This is a genomic window from Halomonas sp. BM-2019 (assembly GCF_017584085.1).
In genome coordinates this window covers 1768317-1771142 of sequence record NZ_CP071922.1, presented here as the reverse complement: position 1 = coordinate 1771142, position 2826 = coordinate 1768317, and the positions used below count along the sequence as shown (strand labels likewise).

The 2826-nt window shown below is 69.7% G+C and carries 2 protein-coding genes and 2 pseudogenes; all 4 read right to left on the bottom strand.

Annotated features, from left to right (window positions below):
* A pseudogene (murD, locus tag J5F18_RS08950) lies at window positions 1-256 on the bottom strand (UDP-N-acetylmuramoyl-L-alanine--D-glutamate ligase); the annotation flags it as partial.
* Between the two features lie 31 nt (window positions 257-287).
* Window positions 288-1370 (bottom strand): phospho-N-acetylmuramoyl-pentapeptide-transferase, encoded by a 1083-nt coding sequence (gene mraY, locus J5F18_RS08945; protein WP_346301898.1) that lies wholly within the window; start codon window positions 1368-1370, stop codon window positions 288-290.
* A gap of 9 nt (window positions 1371-1379) precedes the next feature.
* Entirely contained in the window at window positions 1380-2516 is a 1137-nt protein-coding gene (murF, locus tag J5F18_RS08940) for a UDP-N-acetylmuramoyl-tripeptide--D-alanyl-D-alanine ligase (protein ID WP_346301897.1), read from the bottom strand.
* 88 nt (window positions 2517-2604) lie between these two features.
* A pseudogene (locus J5F18_RS08935) lies at window positions 2605-2766 on the bottom strand (UDP-N-acetylmuramoyl-tripeptide--D-alanyl-D-alanine ligase); the annotation flags it as partial.
* Between the last annotated feature and the right edge of the window lie 60 nt (window positions 2767-2826).

Genomic DNA, 2826 nt, shown 5'->3' with positions numbered 1-2826 from the left:
CGAGCCCCGGGGTGCGCGGGTCGATGCCCGGACTCACCACTACCTCTTCCCCCTCGCTGAGGTCGAGGCTGGTCAAGGGCCCGCAGTGGATCGCCACCCCCGGGTGGGCGGCGTGGAAGTCATCCATGCCCGGCGGCACGGCGCGAGTGTCGGCGACCATGTAGGGGACACCGCGCCGTTCGAGGTGGCGGCAGATGGCCCGCCCGGATAATCCGAGTCCGACCACCAGCGTGACCCCTGTCGGCACCTTGACCATGTCCTGCTCCTTGCCCCTGTGGAGTCCTTGCTCAGCGCACCTTGAGGGTGGCCAGGCCAACCAGCACCAGCACCACGGTGATGATCCAGAAGCGCACGATGACCCGCGGCTCCGGCCAGCCCTTGAGCTCGTAGTGGTGATGCAGCGGCGCCATGCGGAAGATGCGCCGACCGGTGAGCTTGTAGGAGCCTACCTGAAGGATCACCGAGACGGTCTCCATGACGAAGATCCCGCCCATGATGAACAGCACGATCTCCTGGCGCACGATCACCGCCACCACGCCCAGTGCCGCGCCCAGCGCCAGCGCCCCCACGTCACCCATGAACACCTGGGCCGGGTAGGTGTTGAACCACAGGAAGCCCAGCCCTGCCCCGGCGATGGTCGCGCAGAACACGGCGAGCTCGCCGGCCCCGGGAATATTGGGAATCTGCAGGTAGTTGGCGAACACCACGTTGCCGCTGGCGTAGGCGAACACCGCCAGGCCGATGGCCACCAGCACCGTGGGCATGATCGCCAGGCCGTCCAGGCCGTCGGTGAGGTTGACCGCGTTGGAGCTGCCGACGATCACGAAGTAGGTCAGCACGATGTAGAAGAGGCCCAGCGAAAGTACCACGTCCTTGAACAGCGGCACGATCAGGCTGGTCTCCACCGGCGACGCCGCGGTGGCGTAGAGCAGCACCGCGGCGGCCAGGCCGATCACCGATTGCCAGAAGTATTTCCAGCGCGCCGGCAACCCGCGGGGGTTCTTCTCCACTACCTTGCGGTAGTCATCCACCCAGCCGATGGCGCCGAAGCCCAGGGTTACCGCCAGCACGGTCCACACATAGTGGTTGCCCAGGTCGCCCCAAAGCAGGGTGCTCACGGCGATGGCCATCAGGATCATGGCGCCACCCATGGTGGGTGTTCCGGCCTTGGAGAGGTGGGACTGGGGGCCGTCGTCGCGCACGGCCTGACCGATCTGGCGTTCGACCAGCCGACGGATCATTACAGGCCCCAGCCACAGACAGAGCACCAGAGCGGTAAGGGTGCCCAGGATCATGCGCAGGGTCAGGTAGATGAAGACATTGAAGGCGCTGAAGTACTGCGCCAGAAACTCAGCCAGAAAGAGCAGCATGTATCGCGTTCACCTTGGTGATTCCATGCCCAGTGCCGCCACCACGCGCTCCATGGCGGCACTGCGCGACCCCTTGACCAGCACGCTGGCTCCGGGCGGAAGATGGTCGAGGACGTGACGCACCAGCGCCTCGTGCTCGTCGAAGTGGCACCCGCCTTCACCGAAGGCACGGGAGGCGGCACGCGCCGCCTCGCCGCAGGTGCCGAGGACGTCGATCCCCAGTTCTCGTGCGTGGCGCCCGATCTCGGCATGCAGCCGCTCGGACGCTTCCCCCAGCTCGCCCATGGCACCCAGCAGGCACCAGTGGGGACCGGGCAGTGTGACCAGCAGTTCGAGCGCCGCTTTCACCGCGCCGGGGTTGGCATTATAGGTATCATCCAGCAGTCGCGAGGCGTTGATGCCCGCCACGACCGAGAGCCGCCCCGGCATCGGCGCCACCTCGGCCAGACCCGCCACCACCTCCTCCGGGGCCAGACCCATGGCCAGGGCAGCGGCCGCCGCGGCCAGGGCATTGGCCAGGTTGTGGCGGCCGAGCAGGCCGAGCTGCACCCGCCCCAGCTCGACCCCGTCGGCGACAAGCGTGAAAGCATAGCGCCCCAGGGCATCGCAGGCCAGCGCCCGGGCGGTGACCCGCGCGCGGGGGTCGAGGCCGAAGTCACGCACCTCCCGCGGGGCGGCCAGGCTCGCCCAGGTGGCGAAGTAGGCGTCGTCGCGGTTGAGCACCGCCACCCCGTCGGCCGGCAGGCCGGCGAGGATCTCCCCCTTGGCCTGGGCGATGCGACCCATGCCACCGAACTCCCCCACGTGGGCGCCGGTGACGTTGGTGATCACCGCCACTCGGGGCTCGGCCAGCACGCTGGTCCAGGCGATCTCCCCCAGGTGATTGGCACCGAGCTCGACCACCGCCTGGCGGTGTTCAGCGGTGAGTTCGAGCAGGGTCAGCGGCGCCCCGAAATCGTTGTTGAGGTTGCCCCGGGTGGCCAGCGTCGCCCCACGACGCGACAGCAGCCCGGCCAGCAGCTCCTTGACCGTGGTCTTGCCGCTGTTGCCGGTCACCGCCACCAGGGGACCGCCCCAGGCGCGGCGCCGGGCGCGGCCGAGCAGCCCAAGGGCCAGGCGGGTATCGGCCACCTCGAGCAGCGCCATACCCTCCACGTCGCCCCTCTCGGCCATTGGCGCCGGCCTCGACCACGGCCGCCGCGGCGCCGGCCGCCCGGGCCTGGTCGAGGAAGTCGTGGGCGTCGAAGCGTTCGCCGCGCAGGGCGACGAAGAGGCTGCCCGGCGAAAGACGCCGGGTATCGGTGACGATCTCCCCCACCGGCAGGTCCACGGCCGGGACAGGCAGCCCCAGGGCCTCGGCCACCTCGGCCAGGGTGGTCAGCCCGCAGCGGCTCATGCGCCCTCCCCTGGGGCACCGTCCGGGCTCCTGCGCGCCAGCGCCCGCTCCGCCTCGGCC